The organism is Bacillus sp. FSL K6-1338 (assembly GCF_038006965.1).
GTDB lineage: Bacteria > Bacillota > Bacilli > Bacillales > Bacillaceae_G > Bacillus_A > Bacillus_A thuringiensis_S.
This window is the reverse complement of sequence record NZ_JBBOWI010000001.1, coordinates 4,427,736-4,445,939: the sequence shown is the minus strand read 5'-3', so window position 1 is coordinate 4,445,939 and position 18,204 is coordinate 4,427,736. Positions and strand designations below refer to the sequence as shown.

Sequence of the window (18,204 nt, the reverse complement as noted above, 5' to 3'; positions counted from 1 at the left end):
AGCGAGAGGCCGAAGCCTTTCGCTTTTTTAATTTGTTGCATGTTTTTTGGACATTGGAACAGATACTGGCTGCTTTTCTGCTGTTTTTTCTGTTTTTGGATAATAAATTAAATCCAATGTTTTTGCCTGTACGGCAATCGAAAGAATAGTAAAAGCAATTTCTGTCCAATTTAAATAATATAATGAAAGCGCAAGAACAATCGCGTCAAAGACGAAGAAAATTTGCCCAATTGTAAAACGAGTTCGTTTACTTAATACAATTGTTAAAATATCGTCTCCACCGGTTGCACCGCCAAATCGCAATATAAAACCGAGTCCAATACCAGCTAACGCACCGCCAACTATTGCAGCTATAAATAAATTATTTGATAAATCTACCGTAAATGGAGAATAATTTTCCATTAAGGAATAAAATAATCCGAATGAAATAGAACCTAAGAATGAATAGCCAACCATTTTTCTACCCAAAAATGAAGCACACAGTAAAATAATTGGGATATCCATTAATACAGTTGAAATAGATGGTGAAATATCATAAAAGTTTTGAATGAATAGTGCAATTCCTACAAAGCCACCTTCTGTTAAGTGGTTTTGGAAGTGAATGTGATATAGCGCTGCTGCTAAAATAAATGAACCGATTAAAACCATAAAAATTTCTTTAATAATTTGCCGACTTTGGATGTTCCTCATCGTTATTCCTTCTTTCCGTAGTTAGTAGTCCTTTTTGTGTTGTAAACTAACTACGAGCTCACATGTAGCTTTCAGTTAGTTTACGAAAAAACTAACTACGCTATATGTCGCTGAAGAAATAACGAATAATCCTCTCGTCCATCAATTCTCCCTACCTTCGTTTTAGTTTAAGTCTTAAAACGACTAAACAAAACGTGGAGTAGGATTCGTCATTTAGCAATCCTGCTCTTCTTTGTTTTGTTTAGTTAGTAACAATTAAGTCCTAAACAAAACGCTATGTGTAAGAAGAGTCTTTTTTTTGCCAAATTATCCTTCGGGCAATCATAATTTCCCCACTCTCGTATTTTTTTCGCTAGACTAAAGTATCTGAGCTGAAAAATACGCTACGTGTATGATTCGTCAATACGATGCCACATGCTCCTTCGAGCGATCATGATATCAAAATCCCTTCCTTCAAGATTTATACTATTATATCATACTTTTAAAAAATGTATGCGGATGGAAACCGACAATAAACGGAGGGAATCTACAAAAAATGTTATGTTTAAATATTTTTGTAGCAAAGCCTAAGTTATTTCAGAGGATTGGACAGTTTGTAACGGTTTGTCCAATAAGCAAGAAAAAAAGGGTTTTATTCCGTTGTGTTCTTTTCATCACTTTTATCTTTAAAAAACGCATCCCAACTAATTACACTTAAAAAAGTTAAAGCGATAATAACGAAAGCACGCATAAGCTTTAGACCTCCTTTTGTACATAGTATATGAATCATTCGATTCGAAATGTGTCATTTTTTTACAACTCTTAACTATTATGAGAGTATATTAATATAGATAGATGAAGGGGAGAGTGAAGATATGCTAAAAGACATGTTCAAAAGAAAAGAATTAATATGCGTTTCATGTCAGAAAAAAATTCAATATGAAGAAGAACTTGTTGCTTTTGTAAAGTTGCCGAAAGAAAGAAGTATATTAGTTGGTCCATTTGATGTGTGTTTGGCGAAAACAGCACAAGAGATATATTGTAAATCATGTTACGACAAAAAAGCATGACCCAAAGTAATTGAGGGGCATGCTTTTTTCATTGGTGTGCTTTCCCCTCAGATACATTTTGAGTGAGTCGATACCAAAGCCAAAGGTCATTAATGATGGAAGCAAGATCGGCAATTTCTGAATTTAGTTTACAAGAAACTTCGAAGTCTTCTTCGTTATTTAAATGATGTTGTTTTGTATTAATATAGTGCTCAAGTTCTTTTATACGATCAGGAATTTTCCCGCGAATTTGTTCCCATTTTAGTAAAATAGCATGCTGCATTTTTTCGGGGATATCTTCCCAATCTTCTTGTAAATGCGGAATTTCAATTCCTAGATGATTATCGTATAAGAAATACTTTTCCATAAGTTCACCCCCGTTTTCCTGCTTATATTGTACAGAAAAACAGAAAGAAGTTCGACGAAATTGTTTGAAAAAATTTGAAAATGACTCTTGATACATTTTGTAAAAGGTGTTAAAGTTTGAATTAATATAAAAGAAAATGAATATTTATTCTTTAGGGGGATGCAAAATGGAGAAGAAAAAAGTTGTATTAGCATATTCCGGAGGTCTTGATACTTCCGTTGCAATTAAATGGTTACAAGAGAAGAATTATGATGTTATCGCACTTTGTTTAGATTTAGGGGAAGGAAAAGACTTAGGGTTTGTGAAAGAAAAGGCACTTTCAGTTGGTGCAATTAAATCATATATGGTGGATGTCCAAGAAGAATTTGCGAATGAATATGCATTGATGGCGATGCAAGCACACACATTATACGAAGGGAAATACCCTCTTGTCTCTGCATTATCTCGTCCGCTTATTGCGAAGAAATTAGTAGAAATCGCAGAACAAGAAGGTGCAACTGCAGTTGCACATGGATGTACAGGAAAGGGAAATGACCAAGTTCGTTTTGAAGTTTCTATCCAAGCATTAAATCCTTACTTAGAAGTGATTGCGCCTGTACGTGAATGGAAGTGGTCACGTGAAGAAGAAATTGCATATGCAAAAGAAAACGATGTACCAATTCCGATTCATTTAGATAGCCCGTTTTCAATCGATCAAAACTTATGGGGACGCAGCAATGAATGTGGAATTTTAGAAGATCCATGGGCAGCACCACCAGAAGAGGCATATGAGATGACATTAGCATTAGAAGATACACCGAATAAACCAGAGTTTGTAGAAATCGGATTTGAAGCAGGTGTACCGACGACTTTGAATGGTACTGCATATTCACTTGCAGAATTAATTAAAACGTTAAATGCACTTGCTGGAAAACATGGCGTTGGACGTATCGATCACGTAGAAAATCGTCTTGTCGGTATTAAATCTCGTGAAGTATACGAATGTCCAGCAGCAATGACGTTAATCACTGCACATAAAGAGTTGGAAGATTTAACACACGTAAAAGAAGTAGCACATTTTAAACCAGTGATTGAACAGAAAATAACAGAACTTATTTATAACGGTTTATGGTTCTCTCCTTTAAAACAAGCGCTTCATGCATTTTTACAAGAAACGCAAAAGAATGTAACAGGTACAGTGCGTGTAAAATTATTTAAAGGTCATGCGATTGTAGAAGGACGTAAATCTGAATACTCTTTATACGATGAAAAATTAGCAACATATACTGCTCAAGATGAATTTAATCATGATGCAGCAGTTGGATTTATTTCATTATTTGGTTTACCGACGAAAGTATACAGCCAAGTGAATCAAAAGAAGGTGGAAGCGTGAGCAAACTTTGGGGCGGACGTTTTACGGAAGAAGCGGAAGCGTGGGTTGAAGAGTTTGGAGCATCCATCTCCTTCGATCAACAATTAGTAAATCAAGATATAAAAGGGAGTATTGCACACGTAACGATGCTAGCAAAGCAAGGCATCGTTACGAAAGAAGAGGCAGAGAAAATAAAGATAGGTCTTCAATATTTATTAGAAGAAGCGAAACAAAATAAATTACATTTTTCGATTGAAGCTGAAGATATTCATTTAAATATTGAAAAGATGTTAATTGAAAAAATCGGTGAAGTAGGAGGGAAACTTCATACAGGCCGAAGTCGTAACGATCAAGTGGCGACAGATATGCATTTGTATTTAAAAGAAAAGGTAGAACATATTATAAAGGCTACAAAACAATTGCAAATTGTTCTTGTTCACCAAGCAGAAAATAATATTGAAACTATTATGCCGGGCTATACGCACTTGCAGCGTGCCCAGCCGATTTCATTTGCTCATCATATTCTTGCTTACTTTTGGATGTTAGAGCGTGATGTGAATCGTTATGAAGATTCATTAAAGCGTATTAATATCTCCCCATTAGGAGCAGGAGCGCTAGCTGGGACGACATTCCCGATCGACCGAGAATATAGTGCGGAACTTCTTGGGTTTAATGGAATCTATGAAAATAGTTTAGATGCAGTAAGTGATCGTGATTTCATACTGGAGTTTTTAAGTAACTCATCTATGCTTATGATGCACTTATCACGCTTTTGTGAAGAACTTATTTTATGGAGTAGCCAAGAGTTTCAATTTATTGAAATGAGCGATCAATACGCGACAGGAAGCAGCATTATGCCGCAAAAGAAAAATCCGGATATGGCGGAACTAATCCGTGGTAAAACAGGCAGAGTATACGGTAATTTATTCAGTTTACTTACAGTAATGAAAGGATTACCACTCGCTTACAATAAAGACTTACAAGAAGATAAAGAAGGAATGTTTGATACAGTCAAAACAGTAGAAGGATGCCTTCATATTATGGCGGGCATGCTTGAAACGATGACTGTAAACAAAGAAAAAATGGGGCAAGCTGTGACGCAAGATTTCTCCAACGCAACAGAAATTGCCGACTACTTAGCAAACAAAGGACTACCATTCCGTCAAGCTCATGAAATTGTTGGGAAGTTAGTGCTACATTGCACACAAAAAGGAATTTATTTATTAGATGTCCCGCTTGAAACATATCAAGAAATGAGCTCTTTATTTGAAGAAGATTTGTATGAAGTTCTTTCACCATATGCGGCTGTAAAGCGTCGTAATAGTGCTGGTGGGACAGGGTTTGAACAAATCAAAAACGCTTTGGAGAAGGCGAAGGGGTTAACGAAAGAAGTTATTAAGAATTGAGTTGGGAAGTACGCCAGTCTAGTAAAGTCTGGCGTACTTTATTTTTTACTAGCATTTAAGTTACAATGTAGTAAAAAATAACAATTTAGGGGAAGTCTATGAAAAAAATAGTGTTTATCATTGTACTGTTAATTAGCTTAATTGCAAATACTAAAGTGTTTCTTTTGGACAAATATATGTATGTTGGTGAAAAAGAAAAGCGAGAAGAAGCGATTATCGCAACGATGTGGCATTTGCAAGATAAAGGATATAAAGAAAGTGATATTGCATACATAAAACCAGCCTTTTATAGCAAAATTGGTTCATACGGTATGAATGTGCAGTTTAAAGATGAACCAAATGAATCATATACATATAGAGTTTTAAAAGATGAGAAAACAAATAAACTAACTGTACACCAAGATAGTAATGAGCCAGGTGGTATGGGCGGGAAGCATCAAGAGCTTAAATAAAAAAACGACTGATGGCATTCGCCTGCAGTCGTTTTTCTTTTAATCATACTTATGTCGATCTTCTGTAATTCGAATATACTCAATATCCATCAAATCACGAAGTAATGCACCATTACTTAGTTCAACGCCATGTTTTTCTTTAAAATGAGTGCGAATCTTATCTAGCATTTCAATTTCTTTGCCGTTCACGTCTAAAATAATGCGTTCAGAATCATCCATATAGCATCCTCCTTTTTTACACATATATATTTTGTCCGTCTATTTCTAAAAAATGTATGTTAACGTAATGTTAGGAAATAAGAAAGGGATGAAAAATGAGACGTATTTATCCCGCACTAACGGGCAGTAAGACCCCCACCTCAAAATTTAGCGAGAGCAAAGAAGTTAGGTGGGGATCAACTGCCCGTAAAAGCCCGATTGGTTCAACTAATAATCAGTGGGGGATGAACAAAACCCCCCACTGATTAAAGTTTCACTTTATTTTATAGGGCTAATTTTGTACACGCTAATTGTATTGTATGTTGCATTCCCAAACGTATTTTCATTTGGAAATGTAGAAACAGTACACGTTGCGATATTTATTTTTTCTCTATTTCTAGTAGATTGCTGTATTTCAATATGGCTTTCGAAAAGAAAACATGTACAAGATAAAAAAGAAATGGAACGGAAAAAGAGAAAACGTTCATTTTGGATGATGACGTACTGTTTGTCTTTAGTGCTTACTGCAGCTTTTTTTAGTGAGCATATTCCATTAGAAAGATTAAATATTGGATTTGGAGCGTTCGTATTCGCATACTATTTTTTTATGCACTTTCTTCCTTATATGAAAGAAAAGCGAGGAGAAGAGGAAAATCCGCTTGTAGAAGAAGCGAGAGAACAAGATCATAAGAGAATAGAAGGGGATATAAAGAAACTTGGAGAACAAAAATGGTATTTAAAATCAAAAATCATATATGTTCTTTGCTTCATTACGCCGCCAATTGGCTATTTGTCCGTCTTCTTACTTCGTAAAAAAATGACAGAAGATGCAAAGCAAACGTATTTAACAGTTGCGACGATTATGATGGCATTATGGTCTTTGAAGTTTCTTCCTTCCTATGTATTAGCAATTACTGTTGTTATTGTGGCTTGTCTTGTATTTATAGTGAAATATGTGAAATGAAAAACACCAAGCCCATGTGGACTTGGTGTTTTATCTATAAATTAAAGATCACCTTGCTCCTCATCACCACGAACAACAAGGACATCGCATTTCGCATAGCGAATAATATGTTCAGAGACGCTACCGATTAGGAAGCGTTCAACAGCATTTAAACCAGTCGCACCACACATAATTAAATCTACTTTATGGTTTGGAGCGATTTCTTTTGAAATTTTAGATTTAGGGTTACCAAATTCTAATACAGTTTCAATTTTTTCAAGACCAGCTTCAAGCGCAGTTTTTTTGTAGTCTTCTAATAAGTCTTCTGCAAATAGATTTGCACGTTCAGCAATTGCACGGCTATAAGCCTCTACTGCTGAGTACGCTTTTACATCAACGATATGAGCGATTGTTAATGTTGCATTGTTGCGCTTTGCGACTTGAATTGCTTTTTTAAAGGCTTTTTCTGCTTCTTTAGAACCATCCACCGCGATTAAAATATTTGTATATGTATTATTCATAGTAAATTCCTCCCAATCTGTTTTATAACTGTTTACAACTTAATTATAAAACAAATTTTGGTAACGTGCTTGCCAGAAACGTTACAGAATTTTGAAAACTCTGTTTCAATTCATTTTAGTTGTAATTGGAGCGAGAACTTGTTACATATGAAGTATAGCAATTTAAAAGGAGGCATGTTTGTGAGACACGCGCTCATTACAGCCGGTACGAAAGGTTTAGGAAAGCAAGTAACAGAAAAGTTATTGGCTAAAGGATATTCAGTAACAGTAACGTATCATAGCGATATCACGGCTATGGAAAAGTTGAAAGAAACATATAAAAATATGGAAGAGCGTCTACAATTCGTGCAAGCGGATGTCACGAAAAAGGAAGATTTACATAAAATAGTAGAAGAAGCGATAAGCCGTTTTGGCAAAATTGATTTCTTAATTAATAATGCTGGTCCATATGTATTTGAACGAAAAAAGTTAGTTGATTATGAAGAAGATGAATGGAATGAAATGATTCAGGGAAATTTAACAGCGGTATTTCATTTATTAAAACTTGTCGTTCCGGTCATGAGAAAACAGAGCTTTGGCCGTATTATTAATTACGGATTTCAAGGGGCGGATAGTGCACCGGGATGGATTTATCGTTCAGCTTTTGCAGCGGCCAAAGTAGGACTTGTTTCATTAACGAAAACAGTTGCTTATGAAGAAGCGGAGTATGGTATTACTGCGAACATGGTATGTCCTGGTGATATTATTGGCGATATGAAAGAGGCAACTATTCAAGAAGCACGTCAGCTAAAAGAGCATAACACACCGATTGGTAGATCTGGAACAGGTGAAGATATTGCAAGAACCATTTCGTTTTTATGTGAGGACGATTCCGATATGATTACCGGTACAATTATTGAAGTGACTGGTGCAGTGGATGTTATTCATAGACATCGATAGAATAAAATAAGATGAAGTTTCAAATAATTGGACAGTTTATCCATTGTGCTGAGAGGTGCGGATAATACTGTCTTTTAATATAAAATTAAATCTATCGGAAAACTTGTATTATTTTTTTGTCAAATATTGAGATATTATGTTAAAATATAAGAGCGTAGAAAGCGCTTTAAAAAATGATTCAGGGGTCATTTCATAACTCAAGGGGGAACTAATCATGCGTATCGGTATTCCAACAGAAATTAAAAACAATGAAAACCGTGTGGCAATGACGCCAGCGGGAGCAGTACATTTAGTACAAAATGGTCATGAAGTTTTTGTTCAAAAAGGAGCAGGTTTAGGATCTGGTTTTACGGATGAAGAATACGTACAAGCTGGTGCGAAACTTGTAGAAACTGCTGAAGAAGCATGGAATCAAGATATGGTTATGAAGGTAAAAGAGCCAGTAGCAAGTGAATACGGCTATTTCCGTGAAGGTTTAATTTTATTCACATACTTACACTTAGCTCCAGAACCAGAATTAACGAAAGCATTAATCGATAACAAAGTTGCATCAATTGCATACGAAACAGTACAATTAGACAATCGTTCTTTACCATTACTTGCACCTATGAGTGAAGTAGCTGGTCGTATGTCTGCACAAATCGGTGCACAATTCCTTGAGAAAAACAAAGGCGGTAAAGGTATTTTACTTGCAGGCGTTCCAGGGGTAAAACGCGGCAAAGTAACAATCATCGGCGGTGGTCAAGCTGGTACAAATGCAGCTAAGATTGCAGTAGGTTTAGGTGCAGATGTAACAATCATTGACTTAAGTGCAGAACGTCTTCGTCAATTAGATGATATTTTCGGTAACCAAGTAAAAACATTAATGTCTAATCCATACAACATTGCAGAAGCTGTTAAAGAATCTGACCTTGTTATTGGAGCAGTATTAATTCCAGGTGCAAAAGCGCCAAAACTTGTAACTGAAGAAATGATTCAATCAATGGAACCAGGTTCTGTCGTTGTAGATATTGCGATTGACCAAGGTGGTATTTTCGAAACAACTGATCGTATTACAACTCATGACAACCCAACTTACGAAAAACATGGCGTTGTTCATTATGCAGTTGCTAATATGCCAGGTGCGGTTCCACGTACGTCAACTCTTGCATTAACCAACGTAACAGTACCATATGCAGTACAAATTGCTAACAAAGGCTATAAAGATGCTTGCCTAGGCAACTCTGCATTATTAAAAGGTATTAACACATTAGATGGATATGTAACATTCGAAGCAGTTGCAGAAGCTCACGGCTTACAATACGCTGATGCGAAAGAGTTACTTGAAAAAGCTCCTGCTTTATCATAATAGAAATACAATTGAGACCTTCCTTTTCATAAGGAGGGTCTTTTTTATATGGGGAAATAACATGTGAATAATTGTTATTTATTGGTGTAAATCGATTTTTATTATGATAATTTAGAATTATATAATAAAAGAGGGGATTCAATGGGGAGTAAAAAAAGGAAGCAAAAGCAAGCTAAAAGACAAAAGTACATAAAGAAAAAACAGGAACAGAACATACCTTTTTCACAAAAAGTAGTCATTATGATAGAAAAAACATTCCGGTATATTTGTATGGCTCTGTATGTAATTTTGTGTATGTATTCATTTGGAGTGTTTTACAGTTTTGGGATAACTCCCAATATTATTGAGAGCATTCTAGAATTTATACTTGTTGTAATAGAATTAGCCTTATTCGTTATACTCTTTGCTACAGTATGGCCTAGTCATGAAAGTAAAAAAGATAGAAAAAGAAGCAAAAAATCTTCATACGCTTCAAGCTCATCAAGTGGATTCGGTCACTACAATAGCAGTGATTGTAGTAGCTCAAGTGATGGTGGAGATTAAGTTAATTTTTCAGAAGAACGACTAACGAAAGGATGGGATGAAATATGGAAACTGTGAACTTAATAGAATTAACAAAAGACATTCAAGATCAACATAAAAACTTCGTCGTTTCAAATATAAACAGTCATTGTTTACGAATCGCTGTATTTACTGGTGAATATGATTGGCACTATCATTCTAATTCGGATGAATTATTTATTGTGCTAGAGCGAGAATTACTTATTGATTTTGAAGATGGAGAAACAGCGGTTTTAAAGCCAAATAATTCTATTTTAATTCCAGCATGTACGATTCATAGAACAAGAGCATTAAAGAGAACGGTAAATCTTTGTTTTGAACATATAGAGGCTGATACGATTAAAGTGGAGCAATTATGAAAAAATTATCTGTAGCCGATTATAGAAAAGTTCTTCCGGTTTTAGAAGGTAATACAAGAACGACGACGTTTGCTTATGCGGTATGTGATCAAATGATAGATGGTGAGGTTTTTATAAACGGGCAATTAACAGCAGGATTAATTATTACAGCTAATGGTATCTATTATTTATTTGGTGATACGGATGATCAAAATTATAACGAAGAGTTATTTTCATATTTAAAAACGGCTATTGAAAAAACAGAGAAGAGATTTACACTGTTCACTTCGAGTGAAGAGTGGGAAATGATGATAGAAGAGCGTTTTAGTAATGTACTTCGGAACATCCCGCGAATGAAATTTCAAAGCGTAGCCTTTGAAGAGAGTCAACGAGATTTTAACAAAAATACATATGAAGTGAAGCGTATTGATAGAAGAGATATAGAGCGCAGCAGTGAATTTAAAGAGGAGTACTACAAAGAGTATTGGGGATCAAAAGAAACGTTTTTGAACAGTGGTTTTGGATTTTGTATAGAACAAGATGGGATAATTGTAGCTGAATGTGTCTCAATATTTAACGGGAATGGTTTTGCTGAAATAGATATTGCAACACATGAAGCGCATCAAGGGAAAGGATTAGCTCAAGCTGTTGCGACAAGGTTCATTGAACATTGCATGCAAAATGACATTATACCGAGCTGGGATTGTTATGTAGACAATATTCCTTCGCGAAAATTAGCTAGTAAATTAAGTTTTTATCATCCAATAGAATATAGTTTGTTTGTACGTAAGAAAACGGGGGAATAAAAATGAATGTAGAATTAACAAGATTTAAAGTTAAGCCTGGTAAGAGTCATCGAGTAGATGAATGGATGCAGCTTCTTAATGACAATTTGAAAGAAGTGCTTTTGACATTAAACGACGAAAAAATGTACGTTGAGACAATTTTCCGGGAAATAAGAGATGGAGAAGAGTACTTATATTGGTATTCTGTGCAAGGAGAAGGTGGTATTTTTGTCGAAAATTCGCATCATGAAATTGATAAAAAGCACTTAGCATTTTGGTATGAATGTATCGATGAAGAAGCACCGTCTATTGATATGAAAACAGAAGTTGTTATGATTCAAGATGTTGTGAAGGAAGCGATGAAATAATAGATTGTTATTTTATAACCGTAAAATGATCTTCTTTTTTGTTGTAATATATATTATTGGAGATGCTGTAGGATGAAAATTAGTAATAAATATATCACTCTCGGTGAAATAGAAATAATAAGAGAACCTTTAAATAAATTACATGAATATCATAATAATAAATCAAAACATTTTTCTGGTGATTATCCAAGAATGACATTTGAGGAACGTATTGAAAATTATAAACAGAATTCAAATTACGGAGAATATAGAATTGAATTATTAGTTGAGGCGGAAACAGATGATATATTAGGGTTTTGTATAGCGTATAGTAAAAGTGTAAGCGGAAAGATTGAAGTTTTATTCGTTGATGAAAAATACCGAAGAAACGGATTTGGCTTAAAATTAATGAATAGTGCAGTGGAATGGTTTAAAGCGAAGAAGATAGATGAAATTGAATTAACAGTAGTGTATGGAAATGAAGCTGTATCGTTTTATGAAAAGTTGGAGTTCTATCCTCGTTCAATTATTATGGCAACTAAGTCATAACGATAGTATGGGGAGAGAGGAGTGGGAGTTTTTGCTTCAAAAAAATGATTCATATTTTACTAAAATATATGTGAAAAGCGCATCAAAATGGATGTGCTTTTTATTATGAAAAAATTTATAAAAGCTGCATTTGAATATCTTTAAGTGAAAATAAAGAGGGATATCGAGAATATTTTAGGATAAACTATAAAGTGAAACTTTAATCAGTGGAGTGGTTCATCCCCCACTGATTATCAGCCCTCACCAATCGGGCTTTTACGGGCAGTCCGCCCCCCACCTAATTTCTTTGCTTCCGCTGAATTTTGATGTGAGGTCTTACTGCCCGTTAATGCGGGATAAAGAAATAAAAAACACCAAACCAAAAGACTTACCAATATACGGTATAGTCGTAACAGGAAAAACAGAGGATTTACAAAGTTTACAAGGGTCACCGTATATTAAGGCTGCTGTAAGAGGTGTAACAGTTGAGAAATATTGATTACAAGTAATTAATGTGAATAATCAGAAAATTTATGTTATAATATGGGAAAAGGAGGTTTATATGAGGCAAATACATGGAGCAATTTATATTTACATAACAATGTTTTTCGTGGCGATATCCTATGGATTGGGGCACGTGTATTCGCATCCTATACTAACTTTTTTAAGTGGAGCATGTATGGCGTTTGCGCTTCTTGTCCACCTTTTCTCAGTTTGGATCGTGAAATTTCAATTAAATATTAGTGAAATAGAAGAAGGCACTTTTTGAGTGGCCTTCTTTTTTAATAATATTTTGGAAGCTCTTGTAGCAATTTTTCAATTTCGTATTCAGTTTCTTTACATATAGACATTGTACGTAATCTGAAAAATAAGCTACGTAAGAAAGATTTTGTATTTCCATATAGAAACTCGTACGATTCAATAGGTAGTACTTGTTTTTGGACCGGTAATTGAGCTGCTAAGTCACGAAGGGCTAATATGAGTATTTCTTCTTTTAGGTCATTTTGCAGCATTGCGACAATCGGATAAACGAGACGCTCGTCTTCTTCATATTTGTAGTAGATAGAATGGACAAAAACTTTGTTTAACAAAGTTTTTAATATCTCTTCGTAATGTAAAGTTTCTAGTTTAGGATTATGAACAAGCGCCTCAAATGTATCGGAAGCATGAGCGATACTATGTGCCCAGCCGTGGTCTGGAACATATCCGCGGAAATCATGTTCATTGTTCATATATAGAATTAATTGATCTTTTACATTTGAAATATCAGTTTGTGATAAGAAATTATGATTTGTATCTGCATCTATAATGAGCGCAATTAATAAGGTGGTAAATGCGCGAGTAAATACAGCATCTTCGTCATCTGAATGAATTTTATACAATAAATATTTTTCACCGATGCTTTCTAATAATAGTTTCTGTAATTGTGTGTGTGAAAGGTAGTCCTTCTTGATGAGATGATAAAAAGTAGAGTAGATGAGTTTGTCCCTTAAATAGCTATCAGTATCGCCAATATGTTCAAGCATATTAGAACTTAAAGAATCAATGTTAAGTGTGTTATCCAGTATGTAATTATTATTACGAATTTCTTCTAATTGTTGTTGTAACATATAAACCCTCCTATTTTAGAAAATTCTGTATTTAAATAGTATAATAAAAGGAAGGAATAGGCAATGAAGTGAAACTTTAATCAGTGGGGGATTCCCCACCTAACTTCTTTGCTTTCACCGAAGTTTGATGTGGGGATCTTACTGTCCGTTAATACGGGATAAATAAGTGTTTTTGAATGGAGGGGGCATTATGAAGAGAGCATTATTCTTTTTCATTAGTATTTTCTTTTTAGGGAGTTGTTCGATTTGGTATGTTACTTTTTCTAGCGAGGGCAAAAGTTGGACGGGACAATATAAGGGCCATATTAAGGACGACAGTGAAGATGGAGTGTTTACGTTTCAGTACAAAGGCGGAGATGGGAATACAGAATTTAAAAATTTAGAGATTGCTATTAATGGAGCCTTTAGCACAATGACACAAACGTCAGAAAATCATAAAGGAGCAAAGATTGAAATGAAATCATCTTGTGTAAGTTGTGCGCCTTTATCTAAAGATGAACCGATAGAGGTTTTGATTAAATGGGATGATAAGTATGAGGAGAAGATGGTGTTAAATTTGAAATAGCCTAGAGTAAGGAGTTAAAAATGAATAGGCATATGAAAAAATTAATGTTTATAAGTGTATTTCTAATCATATTATCAGCTTGCACTACAAAACAAGTAGAGGTAAAAAAAGTACCTAAAGAAGGGTATATCATATTAAGAAATGACACGGTGTTTTTTGCCGATGATAAAACGTTTGAAACAAAAGTAGAGTTGCAACATTATATAGAACAACAAATGAATAAAGAGCATCCATCACATATAGTCTTGAGCTTTAAGGACAAAGACGCATATAAACAGTTAAAAACAGGGGATAAAATAAAAGTATGGTTTTCTCAAATACTTGAAAGTTATCCAGCAAAAATGATTGTAGAGAAATTTGAAATAGTAGAGAAATAGAAAAAGGCAGCAACCAAGCTGCCTTTTTTGTTATTTTACAAATTGTAATTCTTTCGGGAACTTCGTTAAAATTTCTGATCCGTCTTTTGTGATGTAAATATCATCTTCAATACGAACGCCACCTACGTTTGGTACGTAAATACCTGGCTCGATTGTGAAGACCATACCTTCTTTTAATGGAGACTCGTTGCCAGCTTTTACATCTGGATATTCGTGTACGCTAATTCCAAGTCCGTGACCAAGGCGGTGCGGGAAGAAGTCACCGTAACCTGCATCTGCGATAACAGAACGAGCAGCGTTGTCGATTGCGCCAAGTGTAACACCTGGTTTACATGCTTCAACTGCTTGTAGTTGTCCAGCAAGTACAGTGTTGTAAATGCGAGTTTGTTCTTCAGAAATCTCGCCGAATGCTACTGTACGTGTAATATCAGAGCAATAACCTTCAATGATTACACCTAAATCAAATAGTACGAAATCACCGCGCTTCATTTTGTTTGCACCAGGAATACCGTGTGGAAGAGCAGAGTTTGCACCCGCTAATACCATCGTATCAAATGACATTTTATGTATGCCTTTTGTTTTTAATTCGTGTTCAATAATTGCTAATACTTCTAGCTCGCTACGGTTTTCTTTAATTGCATTTACACCAACTTCAACAGCGTAGTCCGCCATTTTAGCTGCTTCGCGTAAAATAGAAAGTTCTTTTTCATCTTTAATTAAACGAAGTTCGCGAACTTTTTCCTCAGCTGATTTGAAAGCTGCATTTGGGAATAATTTCGTTAATTCTTCGTAGCGCTCTACGTTTAAATGTTCTTTTTCAATTGCAACTGCATTTGCATTGATGCCGCGGTCTTTAATTGCTTTTGCAATCATATCCCATGGTCTGTCAGTATCAGTAAATCCGATAATTTCATGTGCCCAGCCAGCGTTACGTGCTTGACCTTCTTCCATTTTAGGACAAATTAAAATAGGTTCTTTTTCTTGGAATACAAACATACCAAGTAATCTTTCATGCGGTTCACAGTAGAAGTTCGTCATGTAGAAGACGTTCGGTGTAGAAGTTAAGAACGCAGCTTCTACGTTTTTTTCTTTTAGCCATTGCATTAAATTTTCTAATCTAGCATTCATCGATTGGCACCCCCGAGATATTTAATTACAAATATAACTTTAACTCGGAAGAAAGCGTTATGACAAGTAAATAGATGTTAGAAAAGACAGGGAATAGAGAAATCATGTAGAATAAAAAGTGAGAATGTGAATAGGGGAGGAATGTAATAATGAAAGTATCTTATCATGGACATTCAGTTGTGAAAATTGAGGCGAATGGAAAAGTTATTTTAATTGACCCGTTTTTAACAGGTAATCCGAAAACAGATTTAAAAGCTGAAGATGTAAAAGTGGATGCAATCCTTTTATCGCATGGACACGGTGATCATGTTGGAGATACAGTAGAACTTGCGAAGAAAAATAATGCAGTTGTTGTAGCGCCATTTGAACTAGCAACATTTTTAAGTTGGCAAGGTGTAAATACACATCCGATGCATATTGGTGGTTCACATGAATTTGACTTTGGAAAAGTGAAGTTTACACAAGCATTCCACGGCTCTAGTTATATTGATGAAGCAAATAAGACGATTACATATACAGGTATGCCAGCAGGTATTTTATTTACAGCAGAAGAGAAAACAGTGTACCACGCAGGAGATACTGCACTATTCTCTGATATGAAGTTAATTGGGGAATTAAATAAAGTTGATCTAGCATTTTTACCAATTGGTGATAATTTCACAATGGGACCAGAAGATGCTGTACTAGCGGCAAAATGGATTAATTCGAAAACTGTTGTACCGATGCATTACAATACGTTCCCAGTTATTGAACAAGATCCATATCAATTTGTAGAAAAGCTACAAAATTGTACAGGGAAAGTATTAGAAGCTGGAGAAAGTATTACACTATAGAAAAGAAACCCTTCATTTGAAAAGAAAAGTGAAGGGTTTTTTACGTGTGTAGGACAGCTTTTAATGCTTGTATTTGTTTTGGTGATTCTTTTCTTTTTGTACGTGGTTGTTCAGGTGTTTCATTCAATTCCATTGCAACTTTTTTCCCATCTACGAAAGCTAAAAATATAGCACCTACAACCTCTAAAAATTTTTTCATCATGTGTACGCTCCTTTGTTTTATTTCTTGTCTTCATTGTATAGGGAATCAAGTGGGCGAACTATCGAATGAGATGACAATAGCATTACATTGTTGTAATAGAATGACTAGTGGAATGTAAGGGTCATTTTGTTATAAAAAAAATAGTACAGGTATGCAAAGAGAGAGTGTAACAGTTTTGAAAATATAGTATACTGAAAGTACAACACATGAAGAATTTAGGGAAAAGAAAGTATGGTGAAACCATTTGGCTACCAAGCATAACCAAATTTTAGAACATATTAATAGCCTGCCAGTAGGCCATAAAATTTCTGTAAGACAAATTGCGAAAGATTTGAGTGTAAGTGAAGGGACAGCTTACCGTGCAATTAAAGATGCAGAAAATAAAGGATATGTTAGTACAATTGAACGTGTCGGAACAATTCGAATTGAACAAAAGAAGAAAGAAAATATCGAAAAACTGACATATGCAGAAGTCGTTAACATTGTCGACGGTCAAGTACTTGGAGGCAGAGAAGGACTACATAAAACATTAAATAAATTTGTAATCGGAGCTATGAAATTAGAAGCGATGATGCGCTATACAGAAGCTGGGAATTTACTCATTATTGGTAACCGTACGAATGCACATCAATTAGCGCTAGAAACTGGAGCCGCTGTATTAATTACGGGTGGATTTGATACGGAAGATCATGTGAAGAAATTAGCAGACGAATTAAAGCTGCCGATTATTTCAAGTAGCTACGATACATTTACGGTCGCAACGTTAATTAACCGTGCAATTTATGATCAACTGATTAAGAAAGAAATTGTACTTGTTGAGGATATTTTAACACCAATTGAAGAAACGTTATATTTAAAGCCACATGATACAGTACAGCAATGGCATGCATATAACGAAGAGACAATGCACGGAAGATATCCAATTGTCGATGAAAATAAAAAAGTGCTAGGAATCGTAACTTCAAAAGACATGATCGGTGTAGCGAAAGAAACACCAATTGATAAAGTAATGACAAAACACCCAATTACAGTGAATGGTAAAATGTCTGTCGCAGCTGCGGCACGTATGATGGTGTGGGAAGGAATTGAATTACTTCCTGTCGTTGAGGAAGGAAATAAACTGCAAGGTATCATTAGCCGTCAAGATGTACTTCAGGCACTGCAAATGATTCAACGTCAGCCACAAGTTGGAGAAACAATTGATGATATCGTAACGAATCAATTTATGACGCCAAAAGAAGCGAAAAATGAGCATCTATATCAATTTTCGGTGACGCCGCAAATGACGAATTCAATCGGAACGTTATCGTACGGTGTATTTGCAACAATTGTGACAGAAGCGACAAATCGCGTCATTCGTGCGCAAAAGAAAAGCGATTTAATTGTTGAAAACTTAACAATTTATTTCGTGAAGCCGGTTCAAATTGATAATGTTGTATCCGTTCATCCGAAAGTATTAGAAATCGGGCGTAAATTTGGTAAGGTCGATGTAGAGGTGCATCATGAAGGTAATGTCGTTGGAAAAGCATTACTTATGGTTCAGTTAATTGATAAATAAAAAGATGGAACAAATCGTTTTGATTTGTTCCATTTTTTTTGTTGTTTTAAATTTGAAAGGCATGATTTTAGATGAGAGTTTTAGTGAAATATGTATGGGATGGAGTGGAAAAGTAACACGATAAAAGAC

The 18,204-nt window shown here is 35.1% G+C and carries 24 protein-coding genes and 1 pseudogene; 18 read left to right on the top strand and 7 right to left on the bottom strand.

The genetic code is table 11. The annotated features are described in order from the left end of the window. Positions 1–27: 27 nt before the first annotated feature. Entirely contained in the window at positions 28–690 is a 663-nt protein-coding gene (locus NZ044_RS22780) for a YitT family protein (protein ID WP_001244514.1), read from the bottom strand. 854 nt (positions 691–1,544) lie between these two features. Between NZ044_RS22780 and NZ044_RS22775 the strand changes: the two genes are divergently transcribed. Beyond that, on the top strand, positions 1,545–1,739 hold the full coding sequence (locus NZ044_RS22775; protein ID WP_000910278.1) for a hypothetical protein: 195 nt from the start codon (positions 1,545–1,547) through the stop codon (positions 1,737–1,739). A 28-nt stretch (positions 1,740–1,767) separates the two neighbouring features. Here the strand turns inward: NZ044_RS22775 and NZ044_RS22770 are convergent, their stop codons facing one another. Continuing rightward, complete coding sequence (locus NZ044_RS22770; protein WP_000417222.1) at positions 1,768–2,085, bottom strand: hypothetical protein; 318 nt, start codon at positions 2,083–2,085, stop codon at positions 1,768–1,770. Positions 2,086–2,251: 166 nt separating this feature from the next. On the opposite strand from NZ044_RS22770, the gene NZ044_RS22765 reads away from it, so the two are divergent. The 3 genes from NZ044_RS22765 to NZ044_RS22755 all read left to right on the top strand — a co-directional run bounded on the left by NZ044_RS22765 (position 2,252) and on the right by NZ044_RS22755 (position 5,294). Then, a complete protein-coding gene (locus tag NZ044_RS22765) occupies positions 2,252–3,457 on the top strand; it encodes an argininosuccinate synthase (protein WP_000412339.1) in 1,206 nt (401 codons plus the stop codon). Further along, positions 3,454–4,842 carry an argininosuccinate lyase gene (gene argH, locus NZ044_RS22760; protein WP_086403239.1) on the top strand — a complete coding sequence of 463 codons (1,389 nt, stop codon included), beginning with the start codon at positions 3,454–3,456 and terminating at the stop codon, positions 4,840–4,842. The genes NZ044_RS22765 and argH overlap by 4 nt, the downstream gene beginning before the upstream one ends. 98 nt (positions 4,843–4,940) lie before the next feature. Beyond that, positions 4,941–5,294, top strand: coding sequence for a DUF3139 domain-containing protein (locus tag NZ044_RS22755; RefSeq protein WP_063675826.1), 354 nt, complete (start codon positions 4,941–4,943; stop codon positions 5,292–5,294). Between the two features lie 39 nt (positions 5,295–5,333). Here NZ044_RS22755 and NZ044_RS22750 read toward each other — a convergent pair whose 3' ends face one another. Further along, positions 5,334–5,513 carry a hypothetical protein gene (locus tag NZ044_RS22750; protein WP_000342753.1) on the bottom strand — a complete coding sequence of 60 codons (180 nt, stop codon included), beginning with the start codon at positions 5,511–5,513 and terminating at the stop codon, positions 5,334–5,336. 244 nt (positions 5,514–5,757) lie between these two features. On the opposite strand from NZ044_RS22750, the gene NZ044_RS22745 reads away from it, so the two are divergent. Further along, the gene (locus NZ044_RS22745; RefSeq protein ID WP_098505948.1) at positions 5,758–6,456 is read left to right on the top strand and encodes a hypothetical protein; all 699 of its coding nucleotides are present in this window, start codon (positions 5,758–5,760) and stop codon (positions 6,454–6,456) included. A 41-nt stretch (positions 6,457–6,497) separates the two neighbouring features. On the opposite strand, the gene NZ044_RS22740 is transcribed toward NZ044_RS22745, so the two are convergent. After that, positions 6,498–6,956, bottom strand: a complete 459-nt coding sequence (locus NZ044_RS22740; RefSeq protein ID WP_001066672.1) for a universal stress protein — start codon at positions 6,954–6,956, stop codon at positions 6,498–6,500. Positions 6,957–7,103: 147 nt separating this feature from the next. Between NZ044_RS22740 and NZ044_RS22735 the strand changes: the two genes are divergently transcribed. The 9 genes and pseudogenes from NZ044_RS22735 to NZ044_RS22695 all read left to right on the top strand — a co-directional run bounded on the left by NZ044_RS22735 (position 7,104) and on the right by NZ044_RS22695 (position 12,571). Then, positions 7,104–7,895: an SDR family oxidoreductase gene (locus tag NZ044_RS22735; RefSeq protein ID WP_003280286.1), complete on the top strand. Its 792-nt coding sequence runs from the start codon at positions 7,104–7,106 to the stop codon at positions 7,893–7,895. Between the two features lie 214 nt (positions 7,896–8,109). Then, positions 8,110–9,243, top strand: a complete 1,134-nt coding sequence (gene ald / locus NZ044_RS22730; RefSeq protein ID WP_001219401.1) for an alanine dehydrogenase — start codon at positions 8,110–8,112, stop codon at positions 9,241–9,243. Positions 9,244–9,384: 141 nt separating this feature from the next. After that, positions 9,385–9,786 carry a hypothetical protein gene (locus NZ044_RS22725; protein ID WP_000534952.1) on the top strand — a complete coding sequence of 134 codons (402 nt, stop codon included), beginning with the start codon at positions 9,385–9,387 and terminating at the stop codon, positions 9,784–9,786. A 44-nt stretch (positions 9,787–9,830) separates the two neighbouring features. Next, on the top strand, positions 9,831–10,163 hold the full coding sequence (locus NZ044_RS22720; RefSeq protein WP_098505939.1) for a cupin domain-containing protein: 333 nt from the start codon (positions 9,831–9,833) through the stop codon (positions 10,161–10,163). Beyond that, the gene (locus tag NZ044_RS22715; RefSeq protein WP_098505937.1) at positions 10,160–10,948 is read left to right on the top strand and encodes a GNAT family N-acetyltransferase; all 789 of its coding nucleotides are present in this window, start codon (positions 10,160–10,162) and stop codon (positions 10,946–10,948) included. The genes NZ044_RS22720 and NZ044_RS22715 overlap by 4 nt, the downstream gene beginning before the upstream one ends. A gap of 2 nt (positions 10,949–10,950) precedes the next feature. Continuing rightward, the gene (locus tag NZ044_RS22710) at positions 10,951–11,295 is read left to right on the top strand and encodes a DUF6176 family protein (protein ID WP_001100204.1); all 345 of its coding nucleotides are present in this window, start codon (positions 10,951–10,953) and stop codon (positions 11,293–11,295) included. Between the two features lie 72 nt (positions 11,296–11,367). Next, positions 11,368–11,823 carry a GNAT family N-acetyltransferase gene (locus NZ044_RS22705; RefSeq protein ID WP_000703677.1) on the top strand — a complete coding sequence of 152 codons (456 nt, stop codon included), beginning with the start codon at positions 11,368–11,370 and terminating at the stop codon, positions 11,821–11,823. 337 nt (positions 11,824–12,160) lie between these two features. Beyond that, positions 12,161–12,301, top strand: a pseudogene (locus NZ044_RS22700) (anti sigma factor C-terminal domain-containing protein); the annotation flags it as partial. Between the two features lie 63 nt (positions 12,302–12,364). Further along, positions 12,365–12,571: a hypothetical protein gene (locus NZ044_RS22695; protein WP_001248905.1), complete on the top strand. Its 207-nt coding sequence runs from the start codon at positions 12,365–12,367 to the stop codon at positions 12,569–12,571. Between the two features lie 13 nt (positions 12,572–12,584). On the opposite strand, the gene NZ044_RS22690 is transcribed toward NZ044_RS22695, so the two are convergent. Further along, positions 12,585–13,412 (bottom strand): DUF2785 domain-containing protein, encoded by an 828-nt coding sequence (locus tag NZ044_RS22690; RefSeq protein ID WP_000941471.1) that lies wholly within the window; start codon positions 13,410–13,412, stop codon positions 12,585–12,587. A gap of 190 nt (positions 13,413–13,602) precedes the next feature. Between NZ044_RS22690 and NZ044_RS22685 the strand changes: the two genes are divergently transcribed. Together NZ044_RS22685 and NZ044_RS22680 are read left to right on the top strand one after the other, a co-directional pair. Beyond that, on the top strand, positions 13,603–13,977 hold the full coding sequence (locus NZ044_RS22685; protein ID WP_000816722.1) for a hypothetical protein: 375 nt from the start codon (positions 13,603–13,605) through the stop codon (positions 13,975–13,977). Between the two features lie 20 nt (positions 13,978–13,997). Then, on the top strand, positions 13,998–14,354 hold the full coding sequence (locus tag NZ044_RS22680; RefSeq protein WP_001079383.1) for a DUF3221 domain-containing protein: 357 nt from the start codon (positions 13,998–14,000) through the stop codon (positions 14,352–14,354). Between the two features lie 30 nt (positions 14,355–14,384). Here the strand turns inward: NZ044_RS22680 and pepQ are convergent, their stop codons facing one another. Beyond that, positions 14,385–15,482 carry a Xaa-Pro dipeptidase gene (gene pepQ / locus NZ044_RS22675; protein WP_000994053.1) on the bottom strand — a complete coding sequence of 366 codons (1,098 nt, stop codon included), beginning with the start codon at positions 15,480–15,482 and terminating at the stop codon, positions 14,385–14,387. A gap of 149 nt (positions 15,483–15,631) precedes the next feature. Between pepQ and NZ044_RS22670 the strand changes: the two genes are divergently transcribed. After that, the gene (locus NZ044_RS22670) at positions 15,632–16,315 is read left to right on the top strand and encodes a metal-dependent hydrolase (protein ID WP_000868923.1); all 684 of its coding nucleotides are present in this window, start codon (positions 15,632–15,634) and stop codon (positions 16,313–16,315) included. A 40-nt stretch (positions 16,316–16,355) separates the two neighbouring features. Here NZ044_RS22670 and NZ044_RS22665 read toward each other — a convergent pair whose 3' ends face one another. Then, on the bottom strand, positions 16,356–16,514 hold the full coding sequence (locus tag NZ044_RS22665) for a hypothetical protein (protein WP_170952453.1): 159 nt from the start codon (positions 16,512–16,514) through the stop codon (positions 16,356–16,358). 247 nt (positions 16,515–16,761) lie between these two features. Between NZ044_RS22665 and NZ044_RS22660 the strand changes: the two genes are divergently transcribed. After that, positions 16,762–18,075: a CBS domain-containing protein gene (locus NZ044_RS22660; protein WP_000201579.1), complete on the top strand. Its 1,314-nt coding sequence runs from the start codon at positions 16,762–16,764 to the stop codon at positions 18,073–18,075. The last annotated feature ends 129 nt before the right edge of the window (positions 18,076–18,204 follow it).